The 25384-nt window shown below is 44.9% G+C and carries 23 protein-coding genes; 8 read left to right on the top strand and 15 right to left on the bottom strand.

Translation table 11 applies throughout. From position 1 onward, the window contains the following. Positions 1–23: 23 nt before the first annotated feature. From H735_RS07140 to malK, 8 genes are all read right to left on the bottom strand, one after another. Entirely contained in the window at positions 24–1286 is a 1263-nt protein-coding gene (locus H735_RS07140) for an O-antigen ligase family protein (RefSeq protein ID WP_020194047.1), read from the bottom strand. Further along, the gene (locus H735_RS07135) at positions 1252–2304 is read right to left on the bottom strand and encodes a glycosyltransferase (RefSeq protein WP_020194048.1); all 1053 of its coding nucleotides are present in this window, start codon (positions 2302–2304) and stop codon (positions 1252–1254) included. Before H735_RS07135 ends, H735_RS07140 begins: the two co-directional genes overlap by 35 nt. Then, complete coding sequence (locus H735_RS07130; protein WP_020194049.1) at positions 2301–3116, bottom strand: putative capsular polysaccharide synthesis family protein; 816 nt, start codon at positions 3114–3116, stop codon at positions 2301–2303. Before H735_RS07130 ends, H735_RS07135 begins: the two co-directional genes overlap by 4 nt. After that, positions 3094–5289: a GumC family protein gene (locus H735_RS07125; RefSeq protein ID WP_020194050.1), complete on the bottom strand. Its 2196-nt coding sequence runs from the start codon at positions 5287–5289 to the stop codon at positions 3094–3096. The genes H735_RS07130 and H735_RS07125 overlap by 23 nt, the downstream gene beginning before the upstream one ends. After that, positions 5289–5822 (bottom strand): polysaccharide biosynthesis/export family protein, encoded by a 534-nt coding sequence (locus tag H735_RS07120; RefSeq protein ID WP_005441171.1) that lies wholly within the window; start codon positions 5820–5822, stop codon positions 5289–5291. The genes H735_RS07125 and H735_RS07120 overlap by 1 nt, the downstream gene beginning before the upstream one ends. Positions 5823–5834: 12 nt before the next feature. Then, a complete protein-coding gene (locus tag H735_RS07115; protein ID WP_020194051.1) occupies positions 5835–7061 on the bottom strand; it encodes an outer membrane beta-barrel protein in 1227 nt (408 codons plus the stop codon). Then, a complete protein-coding gene (locus H735_RS07110) occupies positions 7051–8451 on the bottom strand; it encodes an undecaprenyl-phosphate glucose phosphotransferase (protein ID WP_020194052.1) in 1401 nt (466 codons plus the stop codon). The genes H735_RS07115 and H735_RS07110 overlap by 11 nt, the downstream gene beginning before the upstream one ends. A gap of 409 nt (positions 8452–8860) precedes the next feature. Continuing rightward, positions 8861–9979 (bottom strand): maltose/maltodextrin ABC transporter ATP-binding protein MalK, encoded by a 1119-nt coding sequence (gene malK, locus H735_RS07105; RefSeq protein ID WP_005441167.1) that lies wholly within the window; start codon positions 9977–9979, stop codon positions 8861–8863. Positions 9980–10648: 669 nt separating this feature from the next. Here malK and malE point away from each other — a divergent pair. The 3 genes from malE to malG all read left to right on the top strand — a co-directional run bounded on the left by malE (position 10649) and on the right by malG (position 14384). Continuing rightward, positions 10649–11827 (top strand): maltose/maltodextrin ABC transporter substrate-binding protein MalE, encoded by a 1179-nt coding sequence (gene malE, locus H735_RS07100; RefSeq protein ID WP_020194053.1) that lies wholly within the window; start codon positions 10649–10651, stop codon positions 11825–11827. 79 nt (positions 11828–11906) lie between these two features. Further along, a complete protein-coding gene (malF, locus tag H735_RS07095) occupies positions 11907–13481 on the top strand; it encodes a maltose ABC transporter permease MalF (protein WP_009704860.1) in 1575 nt (524 codons plus the stop codon). A gap of 12 nt (positions 13482–13493) precedes the next feature. Beyond that, positions 13494–14384 carry a maltose ABC transporter permease MalG gene (gene malG, locus H735_RS07090; RefSeq protein ID WP_020194055.1) on the top strand — a complete coding sequence of 297 codons (891 nt, stop codon included), beginning with the start codon at positions 13494–13496 and terminating at the stop codon, positions 14382–14384. A gap of 372 nt (positions 14385–14756) precedes the next feature. Here malG and H735_RS07085 read toward each other — a convergent pair whose 3' ends face one another. From H735_RS07085 to H735_RS07075, 3 genes are all read right to left on the bottom strand, one after another. Then, positions 14757–15002: a hypothetical protein gene (locus tag H735_RS07085; protein ID WP_027726536.1), complete on the bottom strand. Its 246-nt coding sequence runs from the start codon at positions 15000–15002 to the stop codon at positions 14757–14759. 171 nt (positions 15003–15173) lie between these two features. Beyond that, a complete protein-coding gene (locus H735_RS07080) occupies positions 15174–15659 on the bottom strand; it encodes an acyl-CoA thioesterase (protein ID WP_005441158.1) in 486 nt (161 codons plus the stop codon). Between the two features lie 160 nt (positions 15660–15819). Next, complete coding sequence (locus H735_RS07075; protein ID WP_020194056.1) at positions 15820–16725, bottom strand: DMT family transporter; 906 nt, start codon at positions 16723–16725, stop codon at positions 15820–15822. Between the two features lie 98 nt (positions 16726–16823). On the opposite strand from H735_RS07075, the gene H735_RS07070 reads away from it, so the two are divergent. Continuing rightward, the gene (locus H735_RS07070) at positions 16824–17612 is read left to right on the top strand and encodes an AraC family transcriptional regulator (protein ID WP_005441149.1); all 789 of its coding nucleotides are present in this window, start codon (positions 16824–16826) and stop codon (positions 17610–17612) included. Here the strand turns inward: H735_RS07070 and H735_RS07065 are convergent. Then, positions 17607–18524, bottom strand: a complete 918-nt coding sequence (locus H735_RS07065; RefSeq protein ID WP_020194058.1) for a M14 family metallopeptidase — start codon at positions 18522–18524, stop codon at positions 17607–17609. The two genes, H735_RS07070 and H735_RS07065, sit on opposite strands and share 6 nt — an antisense overlap. Positions 18525–18697: 173 nt before the next feature. Between H735_RS07065 and H735_RS07060 the strand changes: the two genes are divergently transcribed. Next, on the top strand, positions 18698–19606 hold the full coding sequence (locus tag H735_RS07060; RefSeq protein ID WP_020194059.1) for a DUF808 domain-containing protein: 909 nt from the start codon (positions 18698–18700) through the stop codon (positions 19604–19606). Positions 19607–19711: 105 nt separating this feature from the next. Here H735_RS07060 and pyrC read toward each other — a convergent pair whose 3' ends face one another. Together pyrC and H735_RS29940 are read right to left on the bottom strand one after the other, a co-directional pair. After that, the gene (gene pyrC / locus H735_RS07055; protein ID WP_020194060.1) at positions 19712–20740 is read right to left on the bottom strand and encodes a dihydroorotase; all 1029 of its coding nucleotides are present in this window, start codon (positions 20738–20740) and stop codon (positions 19712–19714) included. Positions 20741–20894: 154 nt separating this feature from the next. Further along, on the bottom strand, positions 20895–21059 hold the full coding sequence (locus H735_RS29940) for a YqaE/Pmp3 family membrane protein (protein WP_005453437.1): 165 nt from the start codon (positions 21057–21059) through the stop codon (positions 20895–20897). A 272-nt stretch (positions 21060–21331) separates the two neighbouring features. Between H735_RS29940 and H735_RS07045 the strand changes: the two genes are divergently transcribed. Then, a complete protein-coding gene (locus H735_RS07045; protein WP_020194061.1) occupies positions 21332–23149 on the top strand; it encodes a hybrid-cluster NAD(P)-dependent oxidoreductase in 1818 nt (605 codons plus the stop codon). Between the two features lie 110 nt (positions 23150–23259). On the opposite strand, the gene nadE is transcribed toward H735_RS07045, so the two are convergent. Further along, the gene (gene nadE, locus H735_RS07040; RefSeq protein WP_020194062.1) at positions 23260–24090 is read right to left on the bottom strand and encodes an ammonia-dependent NAD(+) synthetase; all 831 of its coding nucleotides are present in this window, start codon (positions 24088–24090) and stop codon (positions 23260–23262) included. A gap of 210 nt (positions 24091–24300) precedes the next feature. On the opposite strand from nadE, the gene H735_RS07035 reads away from it, so the two are divergent. Next, positions 24301–24822 (top strand): nicotinate-nicotinamide nucleotide adenylyltransferase, encoded by a 522-nt coding sequence (locus H735_RS07035; protein WP_020194063.1) that lies wholly within the window; start codon positions 24301–24303, stop codon positions 24820–24822. A gap of 26 nt (positions 24823–24848) precedes the next feature. Then, positions 24849–25331 carry a hypothetical protein gene (locus H735_RS07030; RefSeq protein ID WP_020194064.1) on the top strand — a complete coding sequence of 161 codons (483 nt, stop codon included), beginning with the start codon at positions 24849–24851 and terminating at the stop codon, positions 25329–25331. The last annotated feature ends 53 nt before the right edge of the window (positions 25332–25384 follow it).

Genomic DNA, 25384 nt, shown 5'->3' with positions numbered 1-25384 from the left:
ATAAATTCGTTGTTCCGCGGCGTTTATTGATTGTTTGTTATTGGCGGAATCGGTAATTCAGATTGATGGTGATGATCAGTTTGTTTTTGCTGTTCTGTCTGAAGGCTATGATGCCGTTTTTTGCTCATCATGACGGGTAGTAAAAGTATTAAAATGATGGTGGTGTTAACGGCAACGAAAAACACCATAATCAGTGCATAGATGGAAAGTAATAGGCTTTTTCTATTGTCTTTCAATGTGTTGAAGCAAAACTTCATAAATAAGAAATAACCACCAAACAACAAAGCGATACCAAGCAAGCCGTATTCGATTGAAGTGTCGAGAATGAAGTTGTGGGTGTAAATCGCGAGCTCATCGTAATTGAAGTAGTTGATCATATAGTTAGGTAGCATCTTTGCCCCAACGCCTAAAATAGGGTGTTGAAGTAAGATGTCTAAGCCATTTGCTAGCAGCAATTTACGGTGTAAATTGGAGACCCAACGAGCTTCACTTTGATTCGCGAACAGGATGTCTTCTTCGGTGATTTCAAGCTTGTCTGCGAACTGATCAAAGCCAAAATAAAGGGTGGTAGAGACGGTTGCCAATACAATTAAGGCGCTCGCGATTAACACTGTCCATGTATAAGTCTCGCTAATAGTCTGACGTATCAGCCTTTTAATAACCAATTGATCAACAAAGACTAATAAACAGAAACCGAGTAGTGCTTTTCTCTCTTGTGAGAGTAGAAGAAGTGCAAAAGCCAACAGCATTAAGAAAGGGAACGCTCTAATTCGGTCACGATATAAATAGAGTAGGGAACAGAGCACGCCGAAAGCATACTTACTTACGCCAAGTAGCTTAAAACCACTGTGGTAACCTTGCGCGAAGTGCCATGCAGCCACCAGAGAGCAAATCAGCGCAAGACAATAAGTGAGGTATACCATTACCCGTTCATCATCAAATACTCCATAGGCGAACAGCACTCCTAACAGACTGAGGATCGCTATCCATTGTACCGTCTCGGTAATCAACGGTAGTAGAGGGACACGGTTGAGAAGGCCATTGATAAATACGTAGCTGATAAACAGCAGTAAGAAGCCGATACAAGGGTGAAACAGCTTATACGCCTTACCTTCAATCACCACAAGCGCTGCTAATCCTAATGACAGCAAACTCGCAATATCAGACGGTGCTAATGCAACTCCACCGGCTCTAACTTTTACTGGAACAAAGAAAAGAGCCAGAGTTATCGCCGCCAGTAGAGCGATACGGTTACTTGCTGCCGCAAAGTTGTTGGTAAATGCCATAGTATCCATCTCGGAACTTGTCGATAGTGTAGAGCTTGGCGCGATTCACTGAATATTCGCTCGCTTGTTGGTAAAGCTCTGCGGTGTTACATAGCTGCGTGAGTTTCTCGGCTAGTTGGTCTGGTTGGCCGACTTTAAATAGGTAAGTATCGCTACCCATGACTTCATCTAGCCCAGGCACATCAGAAGAGAGAACAGGCAAACCAGCAGCCATGGCTTCAACCGCGGCTAAACCGAAGCCTTCCACATGTGAAGACTGAACATATACGTCCATATCAGACAAGAAGGCGGGAATGTCCGAGACAACACCATGGAAGTGAACGCGCTGAGTAATATTGAGCTCTTGGCTTAGAGATTCGAGTTCACTTCGCTTAACGCCATCCCCCGCTAAGTGGAGATGATAGTGTGAGGGGAGTTGGGCAGTGGCGCGAATCAGCGTCTCATGATCTTTGTGTTCATGCAGACGGCCCACCATTCCGATGTTGATTGTCGATTTGCCCATAAGTTGACTGCCTGATTTTACCGTAAGAGGAAAGCGAGCTAAATCCACACCGTTATGCACGACACGGTATTTATGTTCAAAATGCGGCATGAACTTTACCAGCTCTTCTTGTACTTTTTCACTGATGCTCACTGTAAGGTTATGGCCGCGATACAGAAGGAATTCCATAAACTTAAACAATGGATAGTCACGACGGCGATTGTATGAGCAATGCTCGGTCTGAATTCGCTTTTTACCAACAGCGAGTAATGCGAGGTAGATTGATGGGTATAAATGCCCATGCACGAGATCTGGCCAGCGCAATAGCGTCCATTTCTCTTTGAGAGAGAGGGTTTGCCAGTTAAAGCATTCAATGTTCTTGGAAGTGAGTTGCTCTAAATAATCGTTGTCATCACAGAGTACGAGAACTTTGATCTCATACTCAGATGTGTGCTCCATAACCAAATCAACGAGAAACTTTTGAGCGCCGCCGTTCTTAGATAAATCATTGATAATGTGAAGTATTTTAGTTTTCATGACTTGGCCGCTAGATACTTTTGTTTGAACTTTTCAATTTCAGGCGCGGTAAAGAAATGCCTAGTCAGCGTTGACGAAAGCATTTCTTCAACAAACTCGGATTTTGGCTGATATGAGCTTTTAAACTCTTTAATCAATGGCGAATACCATTTGTTGTCGGCTTGGTTTTCGTGAACGACAGTGACGTCTTGTTGCAGGAAATCACTAATAGCCTGTTGTGATTGATCGAGCTTATCGATACGAATCACCATGAGTGAGAAGTTACGATTTTGATAGGTTTGATAACCAAGCTCTTGATCGAAAGGCTGAGCGAAAACATCGATGCCTGTCAGCGCTTTGATTTCATTATCAAACCACTGGAGCGGATATTGGTGGTTTACGTGTTCTTCAAACGCTTCATGAAGCAATTGAGGGCGTTCGGAACGCACTGCACTGTCGTCTTTCAGGTACTTATCCGCCATCCAAAACGGTAGTGACTGAAAGAACATGGAGATGTTTCGACCCACCGGCTCTCTAACTAGGGAGATAATACGTACTTGTTGCTTACGCTTAAGCATATTGACCATGATGGCTCGCTTCAAAATGCGTTTCACATGGTTAGTGATGGGTTTATGCAGCTGAGCTCGAACGGGTGAAATCTGTTTACCAGCTTCAATCGACATCAAATCGTGCAGGTGAAGCGAATTTGGGATCGACTTTTCCAGTGCGCTAGAGCCCACTTTGCCCATTTGATAAATGAGTACAGGTTCTGCTTGGCTTTTGAGAAGCTGATACCACTGCATACTTTGATTAGTAGGCGTATTTTTGGACATAAAGCGCTTCTCCTTCCTTAGATTTTGCTTGAGTGATCAGAACGCCAAGTGATGGTATTGAATGTTGAATTTGTTTGGATAACGCCACATTAACCAGTGATGCTTTGGTGGATTCAGATCGAATGACCGTAATCAGTCCGTTGGCTTTTTGCCCAAGGATTAACGCGTCGCTCACCGAGAGCAGTGGCGGGGTATCGATGATGATGCGGTCGTATTTACTCTTGAGGTACTCAAGGAGTTTCTCGAACCGCTCGGAAGCTAATAACTCTTGCGGGTTTGGTGGAATAATGCCTGCCGGCAACACATCCAAGTTCGCTTCGTCACTACGAACAATACACTCACTCAAAGGCGTATCCATGGTGAGGATATTGGTCAGTCCCGGGTTTGATTCAGGAAGATTGAATCGCTTAGCCAATGATGGTCTGCGTAAGTCGCAATCAATAAGTAGCACCTTCTCCATAGTCGAGAAAGAGACTGCCATATTGATGCTGGTGGATGTTTTGCCTTCTTCCGGTATAGCAGAAGTAAAGGGCAATACTTTTTGCCTCGTGTTGGTCAATCTCAGCAATAGTGAGGTTCGAACCGAGCGACAAGCTTCACTAAATAGTTTTTCATCCTGATCTAAGTATGCCGAATAGGTCACTCCGCCTTGTTTTAAGCTGCGTTTTTTCACCTTTGGGATAGTGCCAAGGCAAGTGACTCCAAGTTTGTCTTGTACATCCGATGAGATGCGAATCACTTCTCGTAATGTTTCCAAGATGATCACAAGCGCGCACGCGATAGCGAAGCCAAAGAGGGTCGCAATCAGGACTAATTTCATGCGTTGAGGTGCAATAGGGAAGAGTGGCACGATTGCAGGATCGGTAAATCGCGCTGTAACGTTTTTGTAATCGCTGGTTGCGTTCGTCTCTTTTTCGCGGTTTAAGAATGCTTCGTACAAGTCTTTGTTTGATTCCACTTCGCGCTTGAGTTGTTCGTAACGCGCTTTTTGTGAGCCCAACATTTGGAAATCAGACTTTTTGCTGTCTAGTTCTGCTCGTAACAAATCTTCTTGTGACTTAGCAGCGAGTAAGTCTTGTTGTTTACTAAAGGAAATTTCGCGAATCAGTCGTTGCGTTCTTGCTTGAATCGAAGCTAACTGTGCTTTCGCTTGGATCATACGATCGTGTTTTGGACCGTATCGTTGAGAGAGTTCAGAGACGTTTTTGGCCGCTTGGGCTTCTGAAAGCTTTAAATCACGGATCTGTGCTTGGTTGGCAAATTCGTCGATCGACAATAGGCTATCTAAGTCTTGAGATGACTTACGTTTTAGCAATTCAATCAGAGTTTGGGCTTCGATACGTTTATTGACTGCGGCGTTCAATTTACGGTTGAGTTCTTCGAGTTCGTTAGCGTAAATATCATCAATGCCATTAATATCGATGAGTCCTTCCTGCATCAAGAAGTCTTGTAAAGCTTGTTCAGAAGCTCTTAATCGTTCTTCGAGCTTCTGTGAGTTATTGGTTAACCAAGTCGCTGCATTTTGTGTCACAACGAGCTTTGCTTCGAAGTTGGCGTCGATATAAGCCTGACCAACGGCGTTTGCAATGGTTGTCGCTAATTGAGGGTCAGTCGAGCGGAAACGAATTCTCACCAACTGAGTATTGCGTACAGGCTCAATCTCAAGCTTTCTCTTGAAGGTTTGGAGTGCTTGATAATAAGGCTTAGTGTGTTGCGAGGTTTCCTTTGGATTCGGTGCAACATGAAGTAAGTCCTGTACAAATGGGATGGCTTTTACTTCATCTATTTTCTGCTTTAAGCCGCTGGCACTGGTGAACTCGGGATGCTTGGTTAAGTTCAACTGTGTGATCACTTTGTCTGCGATATGGTTTGATTTCAGGATCGCAATTTGAGTTTGGAAGTACTCTTTTTTGGTCGTATCTACACCGTAAACTTCTTCTATCGAAAGGGCGCTTTTTTGTTCTTCTTGGATAAGAAGGGTTGCCGTGGCTTGGTAGACCGACTTCTTAGAATAGATATACCAAGTACAGGTCAAAGAAAAAATGATGGTGAAAGCGAGGATGCTCAACCAGTATTTTTGGAGTGTTCTAAAGTGATGCCCAAAACGAATCAACTCGACGTGATTCGAAGAAGGATGAGTAGAATGAGTTCCGTTCATTGAATTGCCTGTCATTAGAAGAAGCTCTGATCGATAAATACAATGTCGCCAGGTTCTACAGAGCGCTGCATGCTGACGCTTTCCACGGTTTTACCCGTGTTGTGTTGGGTTAAGTTAATGCTTTTGCGAGAGGCTCTATCGGTTAAGCCACCGGCAAGGGCGATAGCTTTCTCTATGGTTAAACCGGGTTGATATTCAAATCCCCCAGGTTTTCTCACTTCGCCATTGACGTAGAAAAGTCGAAAACTATTGATGGTTACCATTACCTTTGGGTTTATCAGGTAGTCGCCTTTTAATCCCGTTTCTATTTCGTATTTAAGCTGTTTAGGAGTTTTGTTGATGGCCTTGATGCGTCCAAGGTATGGGTAATCAAAATAGCCGTCGGAAGTAATCAGGATGTTCTTTATAGAAAGATCTTCCTCGCCGTAGACTTGAACCGAGATGGTGTCACCAGTGTCGAGTAAGTAATCTTGCTCATTGGCACTGGCAAAAGAAGGTGTGCTAAGAAGCACAAGTACCAAGCCAAATAACGTTGCTAGTAAGTTCATTCACATTCCTTGTTACAAAGAGAATCGAGCACTGAGAGACCAAACGTTTTGGTCAAAGCTGTAGCCTTGCCAGTTGGAGCTCTTATCTTGGTAGCGCCAATCTGCTTGAAGTAAAACCCATCGTTTGATTTGGTAATCGAGCCCGGCAGAGAGGGCATAGCGTTCTTCTTTACGAGTGACACCGGTATAGTCATCCTCTTGATAAAGCGCACCTAAGCGTGTCGTGAGATAACTATTCCAATCGTGCTTGAGGTTTAACTGATAGCGAGTTTGTAAGTCGTAATCACCATCTTGATCTGGGCTCACTGCGGCTTGAGTGGTTTTGAGCGTAATCAACGAGTGCTCTTGAGGTAGCCACTCTAAACCTATGTCCCAACTGAAGCCGTTAAAGGTCTCGCGTTGATGACTGTCAAAGTCTTTAATTTGATAACCTAAACGGGCGATACCTTTGGTTTTCCCTGTGACTTCCCACTGTGCACCGGTGTAGTAGAAACCAGAGTAACTGTCTTTTGATGGCACTGAAGGATTGTCTGAAAGGTAATCGGTGGTCATTTGTTGAGTACCAACCAACCAATATGTTCTTGGTGTTGCTCGAAGATAAAACTCTAGGTGCGCGTTTGGGGCGCGAAAGTCGTTGTATTTGGTCTTGGCGTCAGGTTTTCCCGGCAAGCCATCACGGTAGTTTTGGTAAGTTTTGTCTCGATAGCCAACACCCAATTCCAGCCTACCTTTTGAGCCTTCAGAGCCAAATACATAGTTTGTTTTCACGTCGTTGCGATGAAACTCAACAGGTTCGTTTAATAAGCGGCCTTGCCCTTCGGTAAAGTCTTCCCCTTTTTCTTCATGCTGCGCCCGAAACTGATAGTCAACCACTAGACGATTGCGGTGGTTGAACTCGAAAAAGTTGGTAAATTGAAAGGTGTGGTCGTCGTAATCATTCTGCTCATCGGAAGAGAAACCGGCACTCAGCTTGTACAAGATATTTGCTCGATATTGATTACGTTCAATTTTAGCCAGCAGGGCGGGCTCTACTCCCCAAATGTTGACTGATTCGATGTTCTCTCCACGATCGGCCTTGTTGATGTTGTCATCACCTTCGTAGAACACGCCTAAGGTCGGGATGAACTCAATCCCAGAATCCGTTTTATACGCCATTGGGTCAGCGTTCGCAGAAAGCGAAGCCAAAGCAATCGACACAAAACCGGCCGCTTTTGTCATGTTGATGAACTTAGTACGCATTGGAACCAGTAAACCCTTTGAAAATCGTAAGAAAGATGATCTTGATGTCCATCCAAACTGACCAGTGATGGATGTAGTCCAAGTCGAACTCGACGCGTTTTTCCATCTTGTCGAGCGTGTCTGTTTCACCGCGATAGCCATTGATTTGAGCCCAGCCAGTGATGCCCGGTTTTACTTTGTGGCGAAGCATGTATCGGTCGACTATCTGACGGTACTCCTCGTTGTGCGAAACCGCATGAGGACGTGGGCCTACGATGGACATTGTGCCTTGAAGAACGTTGATAAATTGCGGTAACTCATCAAGAGACGTTCGGCGAAGAAACCCACCGAAAGGCGTGATACGTGGGTCATTCTTGGTGGCTTGTTTTACGTCGCTGCCTTGTTCCATCGTGGTCATTGAGCGAAATTTCCAGACCTCGATTTTTCTTCCATCCAAACCGTAGCGGAATTGTTTGAAGATCACCGGACCTTTAGAGGTCGCTTTTATGACGATAGAAATGGCGAGCAAAATTGGGGAGATAAGTAGCAAGATGATGCTGGATAAGATGATGTCTTCTAGTCTTTTTACCCATGATGAGATGCCTGCAAATGGCGTATCAAATACACTCAAGGTTTGAACTTGGCCGATTTGATCCCAGCGCGAATGCAGTAAGTTGTAAGTGAAGAAATCAGGGATGAGATAGGTATTAGCAGTAGTATCCGAGAACTGATTCAGAAACAGTGCAATACGCTCATTCGCATGCATTGGCATCGCGATGTAAACGTAATCGACTTCGCCACGCTTTGCTCTTTCAAGTGCTAGCCCGACGTTGCCTTTGATTGGGTACTCCGACTCAGGTAAACGCTCTTTAGATCGCTCGTCATAGAAACCATCAAACAACACTCCATGCTCAGCATGATTCTTTAATTCATTGGCAAGGGTGAGACCATGAGGTGTTTGACCTATGATGATTGCGGTACGTGTGTTGTATCCGAGCTTTCTCATGTAAGCCAGCGCTACTCGAAAGAGTGTGCGCCATGAGAGGAGAAGTACAGGCGTAATCAATAGCCAAGTCGCAAGAATATAACGTTCAAAAAGAGTATGGACGTGCGAGAAATAGAGAACCATGAATAAGAACGCGCATGTCACAAGCCATGAGACACAAACAATGAAGACTTGGTCTTTGAATGAGCTGGTTCGCCAAGAACGGTAGAGCTTGCCACTTTCAGCAATGATGAAGAAAGTCACGCTGCTGACGAAAGACAGAATAACGTAGTCCTTTTCAATCGACGTGTTGGCGTCATTCAGAATTAAAAACAGCATGAATGAGACGATGACTGCAAGGTCGGTGAGGCGATAGAGAAATGCAAATTCCACCTCATGAGAACGAATAAGTCCTTTATGTTTCATATCCTAATTTCCTTTTCGGTACGTTACCTTTCCTCAGCGACCGAACTCGATAGTGTTGATTTAGTGTTTGAATAGACAGAGAAGTACTCAGACGACTTGCTTCCGACGTTATAAACTCAGGCTCTTATAATTTTCGAGATAAGTTTAAAAACTCACGTTATTTCGGTAAGTGGAAATAAGAATGAAATTTAGAGGATGGGCTGACTTTGGAGGTTTAAGACAAAGTTGGTACTTAGGCTGTAGGAATGAGAAAAAGTATTATATGGATGGATTTCCCATAAAAATTTAGGCTTATGTGGAGGCTTGTCGAATGTATTATTTCTCTTCAATAAAAATAATACGTTAGTGGCGGGATAAAAAATCCCTCTCGAATGAGAGGGATTGGTAGCAAGCAAAGGTGAAAGAGTTTTTACTCGAAATCTACGCCGTTTTCTTTGTGTAGTCGGCGGCATGCACGGCCATCGCTGTGGAATAGATGACAACGATACGCAGGGATACCAATTTCAAGTTTGTCACCAGTTTCAACTGGTAGTGTATCTGGTTGACGGTAGATAACGTCAGCGTCTGCGCCTTCTAGGTTTAGGTAAACCTGAGTTTCGTTACCTAGTTTTTCAACGATCATCACTTCACCGTGAATCGTCGCGTCAGCTTCAACCGCTTGAACTAAGTGCTCAGGGCGAATACCTAGTGACATACGGTCACCACGGTTAACTGTTGTGCCATCGACTGGAATCCAGAACGACACACCGTTAGAAAGTTGTACTTTTACGCGCTCTGCTTCGACTTCTTCAATGAATACACTCATGAAGTTCATTTTTGGAGAGCCGATGAAACCAGCTACGAAACGGTTTTGTGGGTAGTGGTAAAGCTCAAGAGGCTTACCAACTTGCGAAACGTAACCGCCGTCTAGAACAACGATTTTGTCTGCCATGGTCATTGCTTCAACCTGATCGTGCGTTACGTAGATCATGGTACAACCAAGTTGGCGCTGAAGTTTCGTGATTTGAGCACGCATGTTTACACGCAGTGCCGCGTCCAAGTTTGATAGTGGTTCATCAAGAAGGAATACGTCTGGCTGAGACACTAACGTACGACCGATAGCAACACGTTGACGTTGACCGCCAGAAAGTGCTTTTGGTTGACGGTCCAGCAGGTGACCAAGCTGTAGGATTTCAGCAGCGTGTTCTACGCGCTTGTCCATTTCCGCTTTATCTGCTTTTGCCAGTTTCAGACCAAATGACATGTTGTCATATAGGTTTAGGTGTGGGTAAAGAGCGTAAGACTGGAATACCATACCAACACCACGTTTGGATGGTTCTACGTCGTTCATGCGCTGGTCACCAATATACAAATCACCTGAAGTAATGTCTTCAAGACCGGCAATACAACGTAGCAGGGTAGATTTACCACAACCTGATGGACCTACGAAAACCACGAATTCACCTTCGTGGATTTCCAGATCTACGTTCTTAGAAATCAGTACGTCGCCATACGCTTTACAAACATTTTTTAACGTGACACTCGCCATGTAGCTCGTCCTCGATCAATTTTTATTATTCACCGCTCATCATTATATGAATTATCTAGCGAGCAGTAACAGTAGGAATCGGTAAGTTATTGTGATTAGTAAGAAAAACAGGGTAGTACTCCAAATGTCCTGAACTGGAGCACTACCCACCATAGCCAAATACGAGTTTCTCTCCCCCACATTATTCGTGTTGTCTCCCCCGTGAAATAATTACCACAAACAACACCAATAATGACATTCCACTCGTATGGCAATGAAAAACCAGCAAATCTTTTTTACCTATAGGGTAGGTACTGCTGGGAAAGGGTTCTTACCATCCACTCTTGGATGACTGCAGTTTCTAAGATTGTGTTCACTGCTACATCCTCCTAATCGAAATAATTGTAGGGGGAGTAGGCAGGGAGGAGGCAAAAAGTAGGAGTAGAGGTGGAGTTGGGCGGAAGTCACATTATTGCGTGACCTAAAGTTGAAATCGATCACAGGAAGTATTCATTTTGTGATTTGAGTCTCTAACCCTTGGCGATTCAGATCACGAAAATACGTCATAATTGCAAGGGCGTAGGGATTAGGAGGATGAGACATATGGGATTATTTCAGATGATATATGTCGAAATACGGCTGAACCTCAATGGACTAGCCCTACATCAAAAATATAAAAAGGATACGAACATGAAAAAATTAAGCGCTGCAGCACTAGGTACTCTTGTTGCTCTGGGCTCTTTCGGTGCAAACGCTGCCATCGAAGAAGGACAACTTACTATCTGGATCAACGGTGATAAAGGCTACAACGGTCTTGCAGAGGTTGGTAAGAAGTTTGAAGAAGACACTGGTATCAAAGTAACAGTGGCTCACCCAGACGGCCTACAAGATAAGTTCCCTCAAACTGCAGCGACAGGTGATGGTCCTGATATCGTATTCTGGGCACACGATCGTTTCGGTGGTTATGCAGAAGCTGGTCTACTTGCTGAAGTCAAACCTTCTAAAGAGGTTCAAGAAGGTATCGTTGATTTCGCTTGGGATGCAGTACGTTACGACGGCAAATTGATCGGCTACCCTGTAGCGGTTGAGTCTCTATCTCTTATCTACAACAAAGATCTAGTTCCAAACCCACCTAAGACTTGGGAAGAAGTTGCTGCGCTAGACGCAAAACTTAAGAAAGACGGTAAGTCTGCAATTATGTGGAACCTAAAAGAACCGTACTTCACATGGCCACTAATGGCTGCTGATGGTGGTTACGCATTCAAGTACACTTCAGCTGGTTACGATGTTAAAGATGCTGGTATCGCGAACGAAGGCGTGAAAGACGCAATGAACTTCGTGAAAGGCCTTGTAGACAAAGGCGTTATCTCTGCAGATATGGACTACTCAGTATCTGAGTCTGCGTTCAACCAAGGCACTGCGGCGATGACTATCAACGGCCCATGGTCATGGGGCAACATCGAGAAGTCTGGTGTGAACTACGGCGTAACAACGCTACCTAAGTTCCAAGGTCAATCTTCTAAGCCATTCGTTGGTGTTCTAACTGCTGGTATCAGCACTGCATCACCTAACAAAGACCTAGCAGTAGAGTTCATCGAGAACTACCTACTAACTAACGACGGTCTACGTATGGTTAACAACGATAAGCCACTTGGTGCGGTTGCTCTAAACTCATTCCAAAAAGAGCTAGATTCAGATACTCGTATTGCTGCAACAATGGACAATGCGATGAACGGTGAAATCATGCCAAACATCCCACAAATGAACGCATTCTGGGGTGCTGCTAAGAACGCTATCATCAACGTTGTTGACGGTCGTCAAACTGTAGATGCTGCACTAGCAGATGCAGAAAAACAAATGACTAAATAATTCAGTAATACCCTTTTAAGGAGGGGGCAACTCCTCCTTACTTTTCTATTTTTATCCTATATTCGCTAGCAGGTTCCCTATGCAGTCAGTTCAAGGTACAAATGCTATGACAGCACCAGACGCCAGCCTTCCGAGCAGCAAAAAAGTGTTTATCAAGTGGGCACTATTGGGCACAGTCGGCATTATCAATGGCTACGCAACAATCCTTATGTATTCTCGTGGTGAGATTGCGTTTGCACTCCTTACGCTCATTCTTACCGCTTTAGCGCTATTTATTTTTGGTAGTAAAAAGACCTACGCTCATCGCTATATCTACCCAGGTATTGCGGGGATGATCTTATTCATCCTTTTCCCTTTGGCTTATACCATAGGTCTTGCATTCACTAACTACAGCGCAAAAAACCAACTCTCTTTTGACCGTGCGCAGACCGTTTTGATGGACAGAACGTACCAAAGTGGCGACAGCTACCCGTTCACTCTGTACAAAACTGAGCAGGGTCACCAAATTGTAGTGAAGAAAGGTGAAGCGCTTTTAGCAACACCAACCTTTGAATTGCAAGGTTTCTCTGCAACGGATTTAGACTTAACACCAATCACAGAAGCGACAGGCGATAAAGAACCGATTAAAACGATCGTTAAAAACCGCAGTGCTCTGAGTGGCGTTGATTTACACATGCCGAACGGCGATGACATCCGTATGAGCGGTCTTCGTAAGTTTGCGGCAGTTGTTCCTCTTTACACGCTGCAAGACGATGGTGAGACGCTATACAACAATCGTACTCAAGAGACACTACGTCCTAATATGGATGTGGGCTACTACCAACCAGTAGACGAAAATGGTCAGTTTGTTGGTAACACGGTTTCTCCAGGTTTCGTGGTAAACATCGGTACGCACAACTTTGAACGTGTTTGGAAGGATGATGGCATTAAAGAACCGTTCATCAGCATCTTTATCTGGACGATTGTTTTCTCTGCGTTGACCGTTGTTTGTACACTGGTTATCGGTTTGGTACTTGCAAGTGTCGTTCAGTGGGAAGCCTTGAAAGGCCGCTCTGTTTACCGATTACTGCTTATTCTTCCGTATGCGGTACCAGCGTTTATCTCTATCTTGATCTTCAAAGGTCTCTTCAACCAGAGCTTTGGTGAGATCAACATGTTGTTGGAAGGGCTGTTTGGTATTAGCCCTGCGTGGTTCTCAGACCCATTCATGGCGAAAACCATGATCCTAGTGGTTAACACTTGGTTGGGTTTCCCTTACATGATGATTCTTTGTATGGGGTTACTGAAAGCTATTCCTGAAGATCTGTACGAAGCATCGGCTATTGATGGCGCAAACTTCATCACGAACTTCACTCGCATTACATTGCCGATGATGCTGAAACCATTAACGCCACTGTTGATTGCTAGCTTCGCGTTTAACTTCAACAACTTTGTACTTATCCAGCTATTGACGGGTGGTGGTCCAAACATGATTGGCACATCAGAGCCAGCAGGTTACACGGACTTACTTGTAAGCTACACGTACCGCATCGCATTTGAAGGTGCTGGTGGTCAAGACTTCGGTCTAGCAAGTGCAGTTGCAACGCTTATCTTCCTATTGGTTGGCGCACTAGCACTATTGAACCTACGTGTTACTAAAGTAGCTCAGGATTAAGGAGACAGAACAATGGCAATGGTACAAGGCAAGTCATTAAAATATCGTGTTTGGGCTACACATATCGCAATGTGGGCGTTCCTAGCGCTGATTATCTTCCCACTGTTGATGATCATTGCGATCTCATTCCGTGAAGGTAACTTTGCAACGGGTAGCCTTATCCCAGACAACCCAACGCTAGACCACTGGAAACTGGCGCTAGGCATATCAGTTACAAACGCAGATGGTTCAGTTACACCACCTCCATTCCCAGTCATGACTTGGTTGTGGAACTCAGTAAAAGTTGGCGGAATCTCAGCTATCTTGATTGTGGCGCTATCGACAACATCAGCTTATGCGTTTGCTCGTATGAAGTTCAAAGGTAAGAACACTATCCTGAAAGCGATGATGATCTTCCAAATGTTCCCAGCAGTATTGGCATTGGTTGCCCTATACGCATTATTTGACAAGCTAGGTCAGTACATTCCGTTCCTAGGTTTGAACACGCACGGTGGTTTGATCTTCGCTTACTTAGGTGGTATTGCGCTTCACGTATGGACAATCAAAGGCTACTTTGAAAGTATCGACTCTTCATTAGAAGAAGCAGCAGCGCTTGATGGTGCAACGCCTTGGCAAGCATTCCGTCTGGTACTACTTCCACTGTCAGTGCCAATTTTAGCGGTAGTGTTTATCTTGTCATTTATCATGGTGATAGGCGAAGTTCCGGTAGCATCACTACTGCTATCTGATGTAAACTCGTACACTCTTGCGGTTGGTATGCAGCAGTACTTGTACCCTCAGAACTACTTGTGGGGCGACTTTGCGGCAGCAGCAGTGCTTTCAGCAGTGCCAATCACAGCAGTATTCTTACTGGCGCAACGCTGGCTTGTTGGTGGTCTAACGGCTGGTGGTGTGAAAGGTTAATCTTGGTTGGTCACTAAGATACAAAAGAATAACTAGAAAAGGGCGACCATTAGGTCGCCCTTATATTTAGCATCGATATTACACTTTTGGTTTGGCCGCCGATCAGTAATATCTCGCTTTTATTGGCGTTACGCATAGCTGGCTGTTAGCTTAGTTCCTTACGCTTTAATCACTAACAGTTTCTTGTAACCATAACCTGAGTTTAGACTCAGGTTTTTTTATGCCTATAGATTCACTTTGTCTTTATAACAGACACAGACTAACCAGTTTGCAATGCATTACACAGTGGCATCCGAATGCCGTGCGTATCACTTCACATAATTAGTGTAGGGGTATTCGAAAGGGAACGGTGATGTAATCAGGGGGAGGGCTTTAAAACTCGCGGCTAGATGGCGCACAGCCTACATATTGCAGCAGTGTGTACAAACTCTCCTGTTGCAATGCGACACGACGGAAAAGATCGGCAAATGTGGTATCGCCACCAAAGCAGGTCTGGATGTAGTGGTTAATTTCGTCTTCGTTATAACCTTCCACATACATGGTGCGCACCCATTGGTACTCGACCGCCTTTAAATTGGTCAATGTCTTTTCACTTAATGTGGTCTCTTTTAATCTCAAGATCCAAACTCTATCCAACACTAAAATTGTGCGTGGATTTAATCAAATCAAAGTGAAAGATTTATGACAATTTGAATCTAGTGTGAAGTGAATGACAGAACCATGACATTACTTCACACATATAGGGAGCAAACGATTACTTGATAATCAGTTTGGGGCCATGGGGGCAAGCTATTTGAGATATTTGACGTGCGCTTCCATCTCTTCGCCAATTTGCTTACGCATGTTCATCAAGCGAATAGCCGATTGCTCTAGTGCTTTGTCTTCATCCGACTCAGGAATCCACTTCGGTACATCGGTTGGCTTTCCGTCTTCATCGACGGCAACCATGATAACGATACAATGCGTCGTTAGGCGGTTTTTTAACTCTTTTGGATCGCTCGCTTGTACATCAATCGCGATATGCATTGAGCTACGACCTGTGTAAATGACCTTCGCGCTGACTTCGACTAAGTTACCGACATGAATCGGCGCAACAAAGCGAATACCACCCGCATACGCTGTGATGCAATACTTGCCACTCCAAGCCGCGCTGCACGCGTAAGCGGCCAAGTCGATCCATTTCATCACGGCGCCACCGTGCACTTTACCACCGAAGTTTACGTCTCCCGGTTCAGCAAGAAAACGAAGGGTAATATCTCTTTGACCACTGCTCATCTGTCATTCCTTTGTGCGTTGTTACTCACTTCAATGTATCAATAAGGTATCGATACTGGAATAGCTAATGCAACAAAATATTAACTTTTCTATCAACGTTTCAGATAAAGCCGTCAGATACAAAAAAGCCACGCTAATGACCGTGGCTTGTGAGATTGAATTACGATGTCGCTGGTGGTAAATCTGGGCTTGGCGATTGTATCTTCTTGCGAAGCTTAATTTGCGACAAGATAACGCCAGAGATAACCAGCATGCCGCCAATGATGTGGTAAACATGTACTTCTTCGCCGAGCATAGTCGAAGCTAAAGCTACCGAGACCACAGGCATCAGGTTCATGAACATGGCACTAGAATCCGCGCCAATCAAGTCAATTGCTTTCACCCACATCAACGGGGCAAAGATAGACGCCGCAATACCCGCGTAAGCAATTAAAGGTAATGCGCTTTGGCTTGGCAGAAGTTGATCACTGCTTAACCACAGCGGTGCAAGCATGACTAATGAGAAAAAGCCCTGCATGTAAACCAGAGTCATGCTGTTGAATGGCATCTTCCAGCGCTTAAGTAACACGCAGTAAATCGCGTAACAAAGTGCAGCAAGAAGCATCAAGCTGTCACCTTGTGTCATATCTTGATGTAGGAAGTAGGTAATATCGCCATGACCAAGCATAAACGCTAAGCCACCAAGCGAAATCACGCCGCCCGCCACGCTCAACATAGAAATTGACTTACCTAGCAAGGGTACGCTCAGAAAAACACTGATAAGAGGAACAAGAGAAGTGATCAGTGCCATATTCGATGCTGTCGTCGTCAAACCTGCGTAGTAGCCCAACGATTGGTTTAGCACCATACCAAGCAGCGCAAGGCACGCGAGTTTTGGCAAGTAAGGGCGAATGACGTGACGTTGGCGGATTACGGCAGGTAAGCAAAATGGCGTCAGAAGCACCATAGCGACAAACCAACGGTAGAAACTCATTGCACTCGGTTCGATGGCACTTGCTGCCATTTTATTTACGATGGAATTCCCACCCCAAATCATGACAGTAAAAAACGGAAGCAAATAAACCATGAGAACCTCATCGCACAATAATTAATGGCGCTAGTCTGACAGGTCTTTATAATGAAAAGTATCTCTGGAAAGACATCGTAAGCGATAGGAAGACAATTTTGAAAAAGACCACTAGGAATCTTCATCCTTCATTATCAATTGAGCAGGCACCATCAGATGTGTTTATGAATTTTGAAGCCTTTCTGTCGAATACTGAGACTCGGATTCATAGTCACCCTTGGGGACAAGTGCAGTTGATAAGTGGCGGCATTCTAGAAATGGATGCAGAAGACACACGCTTTTTAGCACCACCACATCTGGCTATTTGGGTGCCTGCCGGAATTCGTCATACCAGCTATAACCGTAAGCCATTGGAATACTGTTCTTTAAATATCGCACCAGAGCTAACGCAGCACTTCCCTTCTAAAACCAGTCTGATCAAGGTAACGCCAATAGTGTCTGCAATTGTGGAAGACTTTCGTCAGCGCGACATTAACGTGGCAAAGAGTGAAGAAGACAAACGCATCGTACAGGTACTGCTTGATCAATTAGCGAAGCAAGAGGTTGAGCATCATTTCTTGCCAACCACAGACAATAAATATCTAGAACCCATCCTAAAAGCCGTCGAAGAAGCGCCAACGGATGAGATTAGTTTGGGAGAGTGGGCAGAAAAGGTGCATACCACCGAACGTACGTTAGCTCGCCATTGCCAAAGTGAGTTAGGGATGAGTTTTACTGAATGGCGATTGCGAGTTCGTTATCTGCATTCAATGGAGTTATTAAGAAAAGGACAAACCGTGAAAGAGGTGGCGTTGACGTTAGGCTATAACCAAGCCAGTCCTTTCATCGCAATGTTCAAAAAATACTCCGGCATTACACCGGAGCAATATAAGAACCGCTTGTTATAGCTGAGCGAGCACGTAGTCTAAGCCGCCTACAACTGCTGCAACTTGAGCGTCGTTACACTCTTCATCAGTCACTTTCGGGCTGTCTGGGTAAACTTCCGTTGTGGTGCCGTAAGTGCAGTTGGTTACGCCGCCACACAAACCCAGTTTTACCATTGGGTAATTTATGACGCCAAATTGCACCACTGGCGAGCCAATGATTTCGCCTTTACCGTCAGCAGGTGCAATGTGCGTTACTTTCGCTACTGACTCGATGACTGCTTTTTGGAACTCAGGTTGTGGGTTTTCTGTATCACCCACCGTGTAGAAACCGTCTGGGATCATGCCTTCGATGTATTCAAGGCCATCACGCGCCGCAAGTGCAGGGCGGAATTCAGTTTCATCAGAATCGGTGGTTTCGTGCAGGTCGATGTGCATTAGAACATCACCCAAGGTTGCAACAAGCTTCATTAAGTTTGCAGATTCTTCTGCAGGGCTATCTGCATAGAAAGAGCGGTTTGGGTCGATCGCATTTGGGTTCCAGCGGTTAATCACTTCGTAACCCCAAGGGCTAACACATGGCGCAACGACAATGTTGAAGTGTTCTGCATAACGTTCAGCTTGTGTATCAACAAACTTCAGTGCGCCATGAACGCCACTTGTTTCGTAGCCGTGTACGCCGCCAGTGACCAAAACAACAGGTTTTGCTGCGTCCCAGTTACGAGTCTTGATACAAAACAGAGGGAAGCGTGCTTCATCGTAAGAAAGTGCGCCGTATTGCTCAACATCAAAACGCTCGCGAAGGGCATCAATTTTGGTCACGACTTCTTCTTGGTAGCTACGTTTTACGTCACGTTGCTCACACCAAGCTTTGCGTTCTGCTTCGCCCCATGGCTGACCTGGGGTACCGATTGGGTAAGTGTATCCGCTTTTCATCTATACTTTTCTTTTGTGTGCTTGAAAGGTAAGACAAGACTAGTCCTGTCTCAAAGCCACATCAACACAAAACACAATTTGTGACCTTATTCTTTGCAGAATCATAACTTTGCTGAGTGATTTAATGGTGTTACATTTTGTTACTTATTCAATTCCATAAAAGAGATAAATAAATGGCTGGAGCAAGTTTACTAACACTGTTGGATGACATTGCAGCTGTATTGGATGATGTCGCATTGATGTCAAAGGTAGCGGCGAAAAAGACCGCTGGTGTATTGGGCGACGATTTGGCGCTAAACGCGCAGCAAGTATCGGGTGTTGCTGCCGAACGAGAAATTCCAGTGGTATGGGCGGTCGCGAAAGGTTCATTTAAAAACAAGTTGATACTGGTGCCTGCGGCATTGCTCATTAGTGCGTTTATTCCTTGGTTGATCATGCCATTACTCTTGATTGGTGGTTTGTTTCTCTGTTTTGAAGGCGCTGAGAAGATCTTAGAGAAACTATTCCCTCACGCTCATCAGCATGAAGATAACGCGGAAGAGTCCTCTGATATGGGTGAATCCGTGGAAGAGTATGAAAAGAGAAAAGTGGCGGGCGCGATCCGTACTGACTTTATTTTGTCTGCTGAGATCATCGTGATTGCGTTAGGCACCGTCACAGGAACAAGTATCGTCACGCAGATTTTGGTAGTAAGCCTGATTGCTATCTTGATGACCATTGGTGTCTACGGTTTAGTGGCTGGCATTGTTAAGCTCGATGATTTGGGCTTCTATCTAGAGCGTAAATCCAATGGCGAAGGTCTGAAAGCCAAACTTGGTGGTGCGTTAGTGGCGTTCGCCCCGAAACTGATGAAGATGCTTGCGATTGTTGGTACTGCAGCAATGTTCTTGGTTGGCGGCGGTATTGTTGTTCATAACGTCCCTGCGATTCATCATCTGATTGAACCTATCATTATGGACTTCCGTGGTCACACCATTGCTACTGCGATCGTACCGACACTGCTTAACGGTGTGATTGGTGTTATTGCTGGCTTGATTGTGGTTGCTGCTTGGACTGTGGTTGAAAAGGTTCGCGGTAAATAAGCGCGAGTTCAGTTTGTTGAGGTTGTATTGAAGCCAAAAGAAAAGGGTCATGTCTTTCCATATCGAATATGGTGGCATGACCCTTTTTTCATTTCTTGAGGGTGATTACTTCACTTCCCACTCAATTTTTTCATTTGCACGGATTGGCACAACGATGTCGCTGCCAAATGGCATCGTTTCTGGTACATCCCACGCTGCTTTTTCTAGCGTGACGGTATCTGTGTTACGAGCAATGCCGTAAAAATCAGGGCCATTCAAGCTTGCGAATGCTTCTAGGTTTTCTAGTTTGCCTTCGTTCTCAAAGACTTCTGCGTAAAGCTCTAGCGCTGCGTGTGCAGTGTAAGATCCAGCACAACCACAAGCCGACTCTTTTGCGCCTTTTGCGTGTGGTGCTGAATCCGTACCTAGGAAGAATTTCTTGCTGCCGCTTGTTGCTGCTTCGATAAGCGCTTGTTGGTGGGTATTGCGCTTAAGAATTGGTAGGCAGTAGAAGTGTGGCTTAATGCCGCCGACTAGCATGTGGTTACGGTTGAACAGCAGGTGGTGAGCGGTGATAGTTGCTGCAACGTTATCAGAAGCGTTGTTGACGAAATTAGCCGCATCCGCAGTCGTGATGTGCTCAAGAACGATTTTTAGGTTAGGGAAGTCGTTGACGATAGGAGCAAGAACCGTGTCTAGGAATTCTTTCTCACGGTCAAAAATATCAACGTGGTTATGAGTCACTTCACCATGAACCAAAAGCAGCATGCCAACTTCTTCCATCGCTTCAAAAACGTGGTAGATGTTCTTTGCGTCGGTTACGCCAGAATCAGAGTTGGTGGTTGCGCCTGCTGGGTAAAGCTTTGCTGCAACGATTTTGCCTGTTGCTTTAGCTTTGCGAATTTCGTCTGGCGTGGTGTTGTCTGTTAGGTAAAGCGCCATAAGAGGTTCGAATTGCTCACCGTGTTGTTCAGCAAGGATGCGATCACGGTAGGCTAGCGCCATTTCAGTATTAGTCACTGGTGGGACGGTGTTTGGCATGATCAGTGCGCGGCCGTTATAACGGCTAATATCGCGAACGGTATCTTTTAGAACTTCACCATCGCGTAAATGAACGTGCCAATCGTCAGGACGAGTAATAGTCAGTGTTGTCATTAATTGCTCCCACCATTTAAAAGTTATGTTTGGAGCCTAAACGCTGCATTTACCTCAAGAGCAAACGCTTGCGCTTAGGCGACAGGATGATAGTGGAATTGCACTTTCATTTCATCCCATTTTTCACATTTCTTTTTGGCAGGAGCTCAGTTGGTTACTTCATCGTCAACCAAAGCGCGTGAATGGTGCCTGGTAGGAAGAAGAAGAACGTTAGGATCAGGTTGATGAAGAAGTCTTTCTCTAGACCTTTTTCCATGTAAACCGCCACTGGTGGAAGGAAGATACAAAGTAGAATTAGAATCAGTTTATTAGTATCCATGGTCTATGCTCCGGATAGGTTATGTATAGTGTCAAAAAGTTGGCGAATTATGTGTGCGATGTCACGTTTTGGCAATCCTTATTTCGTCAATACTGTGCAAATTTATGGAACTCTGTTCATAAAGTGAGACAAAAAAGAACGCTAAAGAGGGACAGCGCCAACCGCCTTGGGAAGATACCTTATAAAAATTGAGTTTTTATAGGCACTTGGGTCATTACTCTTATGAGGATATGATAGTCCAATAATGAGAAAGAACCTGTAGGAAGAAGGCTATGTCGCAATCAGTTTTGTCCCAAATTAATGTTTTTCCAGTTAAATCCGTCGGAGGTGTTGCCTTATCTTCCGCTTGGGTAGAAAAACAAGGATTGAGTTTTGATCGTCGATTTATGATTGCGACATCAGATGGCTCAATGGTGACCGCTCGAAAATTCCCCCAAATGGTGACCATTAAGTCAGCGTTGTTGCCCGATGGTGTGGTGTTTACCAGCCTTGATGAAGAGCCACTAAAGATTCGTTATCAAGATTTCAAAATGCAGGAAGCGCCCGCAACGGTTTGGAAAGACAGTTTTACGGCATATACCACCACTGACGAAGCGGATGATTGGTTTAGTAAAGTGTTAGGTCTTCGTGTTGAGTTACTTTTTACTGGTGAGCAATCTAATCGTGTAAGAGAGAAGTTGGGCCACAACGTTAGCTTTGCCGATGGTTATCCGGTGCTTGTTATCAGTGAAGCGTCACTGGAAGAGCTAAATCGCAGAAGTTCTGAACAGCACTCAATGGATCAATTTCGAACCAACCTAGTGGTATCTGATACCAAGCCATTTGAAGAAGACTCCTGGAAACGTATTCGCATTGGTGAAGTCGAATTTGAATCTGTAAAACCTTGTGAGCGTTGCATTCTAACCACCGTTAATACTCAACGCGGTACATTCCGAGAAAGCAAAGAACCACTTAAAACACTGCAAGAGTTCCGTGCGAACGAGCGTGGCGGTGTGTTCTTTGGTCAAAACCTTGTTGCTCTGAATGAAGGCATTATTCGTTCAGGTGACCAAGTCGAAGTACTTGAATACAAAGAGCCAGAGTTCTATCCAGACAATTCTCCTAATCGAATGACGCTAACTTGTGTCGAACGAGAAGAGATTGCGCGAGACTTTGTCACCTTATGGCTTGAGCCAAGCAAAGGTCAGTTACCAACGTACTTACCGGGTCAGCATTTACCTATTGAAGTGGACATAGAAGGCAAGAAAGTAGGGCGTCGTTACACCTTGTCATCGAGCCCATCTCGCCCGGGTCGCTACGCGATTTCGGTTAAGCGCGTTTCTGGTGGGCGTGTGTCTAATTCACTGCTTGATAATCTGCAAGTTGGAGATGTGCTGGAAGCTGAAACGCCAGATGGTCAATTTCATCTAAAAGAGCATTCTGTCCAGCCTCTATTGTTGTTGTCTGCAGGCAGCGGTGTAACCCCAATGCTGTCAATGGTTCGTTACTTAGCTGATCACAACCAACTTGATGATGTGGTGTTCTACCATCAGTGCAGCAGCGAGATTGATATCCCATGTAAAGATGAGCTCGATGAACTAAAACGTCAGCATCCGGGATTAGATGTGAAGATTTGCTTAACCCAACCTGCGGTGGATTGGTTTGGTCTTAAGGGGCGAATCAGCTTATCCCACATAAAACAAATCAAAGATGTTGAACAACGCCAAGTGTTCGTTTGTGGCCCTGATGGTTTTATGCAAAAGGCGAAAAATCTCCTACTCAAGAAAGGCCTACCAGAAGATAACTATCATCAAGAAGCATTCGGCGTTGCGGCTACTACAGCCAAGCCAGAGAAAAGTGTTGAGATTGAATTCAACGGCTTTAAGTTGATGGGTAACAACCAACAAACGCTACTTGAGCAAGTAGAGAATGCAGGCAAAACCATTAGCAACAGCTGTCGAGCGGGCTTGTGTGGTGCTTGTAAGGTTCAATTAGAATCGGGGCTGGTCGATCACCCAGATGTACCTGCCATCAGCGCAGAGGAACGTGCGATGGGCAAAGTGTTGGCATGTTGTGCTATTCCGCAAACGGACGTGACACTCGCGGACTGAACGCGTTAAAAATAAACCGTAACAAACAAAAACACCGCTAATTTAGCGGCGTTTTTCTATTTATCTCAGAGCGGTTTCAGAAACAAATCGCTCAGGAATCAAATCGTCATTTAGTCGTAGATCGTTGGGATCGGCTGACGTTTGTGTTGAGTCATTTTGTAGATAGCGACAAGACGATCACTCACTTCTTGCGATACAGGCTTGCCTTCTAGGAAGTCATCGATCTGCTCGTAAGTCAGGCTCAAAGCATCTTCATCTGCTTTTTGCGGCGCCAGTTCTTCTAAGTCTGCAGTCGGCACTTTCTTCACCAGTTGCTCTGGTGCGCCTAATGTTGCAGCCACTTCACGAACTTGACGTTTGCTCAAGCCAAACAGAGGTGCCATATCGCACGCACCATCACCGAACTTGGTGTAAAAACCGGTGATGTTTTCCGCTGAGTGGTCAGTACCAAGCACTAGGCCGCCAACGTAACCAGCGATCTCGTATTGAGCAACCATGCGAGCACGCGCTTTTACGTTACCTTTCACGAAATCTACTTTTGCTGCTTCCGTTGGAAGAAGACCAGTACCTTCTAATGCAACGTGAGAAGCAGCGTGAAGACCATCAACGCCTGCTTTGATGTTTACCGATACCGAGTGCGTTGGTTGGATAAAAGCAAGAGCAAGTTGTGCTTCGTCTTCATCCTTTTGCTCACCGTAAGGCAAACGAACGGCGATAAACTGGTAGCTATTGTCGCCAGCTTCTTCGTTCAGTTCGTCTACAGCCAATTGAGCCAAACGACCACATGTCGTTGAGTCAACGCCACCGCTGATGCCAAGAACAAGAGACTTACAGCCTGCTTCTTGCAATTTACGCTTGATAAAAGCGACACGGCGTTCAATTTCGAAATGCGGATCGATAGAAGGGAGTACTCGCATTTCATCGCGGATGGATTGTTCCATTTAGGGTTCCTTTTCCTGCAAATATGTACGACACCAAATGAGTGTGAATAAATTCATACTGCGGCAGGCGTTTATAGTTCACAAATGGTGAGAAACCATGCAGTTGATATTCATAAACGTCGCTTTAGTGTCAAAAAGCTCTAAAGATTAGTAGTATCATACCGAAATCATCGGATTAGAAAACTCTCTTCAACCAGGTAATCACCGGATATGAAAAAAATCGCCGTTTTTGGCAGCGCATTTAACCCGCCAAGCTTAGGTCACAAGAGCGTGATCGAGTCACTGAGCCACTTTGATCTCGTGCTACTTGAGCCAAGCATTGCACACGCTTGGGGCAAAAATATGTTGGATTACCCAATTCGGTGCAAACTGGTTGATGCCTTCATTAAGGACATGGGGCTTTCTAATGTTCAACGCTCTGACCTTGAGCAAGCTTTGTACCAGCCTGGACAAAGTGTGACGACTTTTGCGTTATTAGAAAAAATTCAAGAAATCCACACGCAAGCCGATATAACTTTTGTCATAGGTCCTGATAATTTTTTCAAATTTGCTAAATTTTACAGAGCAGAAGAAATAACCGAACGTTGGACTGTGATGGCGTGTCCTGAAAAAGTCAAAATCAGAAGCACGGACATCCGTAATGCATTGTTAGAGGGTGAAGACATCAGTGCATTCACGACACCAACGGTCAATAAACTATTACTAAGCGAAGGCTTATACAAACAATCGTAATCTGAAAACGAAGAGGTCAGATTTTCATGGTCAGAGTTGTGGTACTTAGTGCATGCGCGCTGCTTGTGGCAACACAGGCTAGCTCTGCTTGTAACTATTTATCTGATCGTTCCGTCGTGTTTGCTGATAACACCATGCCTATCTGTGAAGATATTTTTGATGGCGTTGGTGTGTTAAGTATGGACACGATCAACTGGTACATTGCTGAAAAGTCGATTGAGGGACCTACAGAGAGCTATTGGGATCAGTGGGCAATCAAATCGGAAGACACGCCGATTCTTACTCAGAATCTAGAAAGTAATTACTTTGGTCTTGGGCTTTGGATGCCAGAAGAGCTAAGGGATGAAGAGGCGAAGATGAGCACAGAAGAGTGGCTAAAAAGCCATGGCTTGATGTTCAGCGTTGGTTTTGGTGATAAGAGCGGTGATGAACCAAGAATGCGTTTTGATTACCGCTGGCACGAATACTACGACGCCGATTGGATGATGCAAATAGAAGTGCCGTTTTAATCGAATTCAAAACAAAAAGGACGTACTGAGTACGTCCTTTTTTCATTCTTGCC

Source organism: Vibrio owensii CAIM 1854 = LMG 25443, from assembly GCF_000817815.1.
Lineage (GTDB): Bacteria > Pseudomonadota > Gammaproteobacteria > Enterobacterales > Vibrionaceae > Vibrio > Vibrio owensii.
This window is presented reverse-complemented; position numbering and strand designations above follow the sequence as displayed.

Excerpts from the sequence above, each read along its gene's own strand:
- H735_RS07140 (WP_020194047.1), bottom strand. The coding sequence starts at position 1,286 with ATGGCATTTACCAACAACTTTGCGGCAGCAAGTAACCGTATCGCTCTA.
- H735_RS07135 (WP_020194048.1), bottom strand. The coding sequence starts at position 2,304 with ATGAAAACTAAAATACTTCACATTATCAATGATTTATCTAAGAACGGC.
- H735_RS07130 (WP_020194049.1), bottom strand. The coding sequence starts at position 3,116 with ATGTCCAAAAATACGCCTACTAATCAAAGTATGCAGTGGTATCAGCTT.
- H735_RS07125 (WP_020194050.1), bottom strand. The coding sequence starts at position 5,289 with ATGACAGGCAATTCAATGAACGGAACTCATTCTACTCATCCTTCTTCG.
- H735_RS07120 (WP_005441171.1), bottom strand. The coding sequence starts at position 5,822 with ATGAACTTACTAGCAACGTTATTTGGCTTGGTACTTGTGCTTCTTAGC.
- H735_RS07115 (WP_020194051.1), bottom strand. The coding sequence starts at position 7,061 with ATGCGTACTAAGTTCATCAACATGACAAAAGCGGCCGGTTTTGTGTCG.
- H735_RS07110 (WP_020194052.1), bottom strand. The coding sequence starts at position 8,451 with ATGAAACATAAAGGACTTATTCGTTCTCATGAGGTGGAATTTGCATTT.
- malK (WP_005441167.1), bottom strand. The coding sequence starts at position 9,979 with ATGGCGAGTGTCACGTTAAAAAATGTTTGTAAAGCGTATGGCGACGTA.
- malE (WP_020194053.1), top strand. The coding sequence starts at position 10,649 with ATGAAAAAATTAAGCGCTGCAGCACTAGGTACTCTTGTTGCTCTGGGC.
- malF (WP_009704860.1), top strand. The coding sequence starts at position 11,907 with ATGCAGTCAGTTCAAGGTACAAATGCTATGACAGCACCAGACGCCAGC.
- malG (WP_020194055.1), top strand. The coding sequence starts at position 13,494 with ATGGCAATGGTACAAGGCAAGTCATTAAAATATCGTGTTTGGGCTACA.
- H735_RS07080 (WP_005441158.1), bottom strand. The coding sequence starts at position 15,659 with ATGAGCAGTGGTCAAAGAGATATTACCCTTCGTTTTCTTGCTGAACCG.
- H735_RS07075 (WP_020194056.1), bottom strand. The coding sequence starts at position 16,725 with ATGGTTTATTTGCTTCCGTTTTTTACTGTCATGATTTGGGGTGGGAAT.
- H735_RS07065 (WP_020194058.1), bottom strand. The coding sequence starts at position 18,524 with ATGAAAAGCGGATACACTTACCCAATCGGTACCCCAGGTCAGCCATGG.
- H735_RS07060 (WP_020194059.1), top strand. The coding sequence starts at position 18,698 with ATGGCTGGAGCAAGTTTACTAACACTGTTGGATGACATTGCAGCTGTA.
- pyrC (WP_020194060.1), bottom strand. The coding sequence starts at position 20,740 with ATGACAACACTGACTATTACTCGTCCTGACGATTGGCACGTTCATTTA.
- H735_RS29940 (WP_005453437.1), bottom strand. The coding sequence starts at position 21,059 with ATGGATACTAATAAACTGATTCTAATTCTACTTTGTATCTTCCTTCCA.
- H735_RS07045 (WP_020194061.1), top strand. The coding sequence starts at position 21,332 with ATGTCGCAATCAGTTTTGTCCCAAATTAATGTTTTTCCAGTTAAATCC.
- nadE (WP_020194062.1), bottom strand. The coding sequence starts at position 24,090 with ATGGAACAATCCATCCGCGATGAAATGCGAGTACTCCCTTCTATCGAT.
- H735_RS07035 (WP_020194063.1), top strand. The coding sequence starts at position 24,301 with ATGAAAAAAATCGCCGTTTTTGGCAGCGCATTTAACCCGCCAAGCTTA.
- H735_RS07030 (WP_020194064.1), top strand. The coding sequence starts at position 24,849 with ATGGTCAGAGTTGTGGTACTTAGTGCATGCGCGCTGCTTGTGGCAACA.